Below are 775 nucleotides of genomic sequence, written 5' to 3' on the forward strand. Positions count from 1 at the left end.
TAGGCGCGATGAGCACGCTGGACATCGCTTCGATTGAAACGACCGACATCGGTTCGCTGAAAACCGCCGCCATCGCCGCGCTGTCGACCAACCAGGCCAAGGCGCTGACCACCGACCAGATCGTCGCTTTGGGTTCGGCCCAGATCGGCGCGTTGACCAGCGCCCAGATCGGCGGCATGAGCAGCGGCCAGATCGCTGCGATTGAAACCAACGATATCGGCGCGCTGAAAACCGCCGCCATCGCTGCCTTGACCACCAACCAGACCGCCGCCCTGAGCACCGACCAGTTCCAGCAACTGAGCACCGCCCAGATCAGCGCGATGACCACCGCCAACCTGGCCGTGCTGACCACCGACCAGATCGTTGCGATGAGCTCGAACCAGTTCGGCGCCCTCAGCTCGAACCAGTTCAACGCGCTGTCGACCACCGACATCGCCGCGATTGAAACGGCTGACATCATCGGCCTGAAAACCTCGATCATCGCCACGCTGAAAACCGCGCAACTGGCGGCGTTGACCACCGACCAGCTGTCGAACCTGACCACCGGCCAGATCGCCGCGATCACCACCGCCAACATCCAGGCGCTGACCACGGACCAGGTCGTTGCTCTGACCTCGACCCAGATCGGCGCGCTGAGCTCGGCGCAAGTGGGCGCGATGAGCACGCTGGACATCGCTTCGATTGAAACGACCGACATCGGTTCGCTGAAAACCGCCGCCATCGCCGCGCTGTCGACCAACCAGGCCAAGGCGCTGACCACCGACCAGATCGTCGC

The 775-nt window shown here is 63.7% G+C and carries 1 pseudogene; it reads left to right on the plus strand.

The features are described 5' to 3' along the window. A pseudogene (locus tag GEV02_RS32570) lies at positions 1 to 775 on the plus strand (heme utilization protein); the annotation flags it as partial.

It is taken from the genome of Rugamonas aquatica (genome assembly GCF_009380215.1).
GTDB lineage: Bacteria > Pseudomonadota > Gammaproteobacteria > Burkholderiales > Burkholderiaceae_D > Rugamonas > Rugamonas aquatica_B.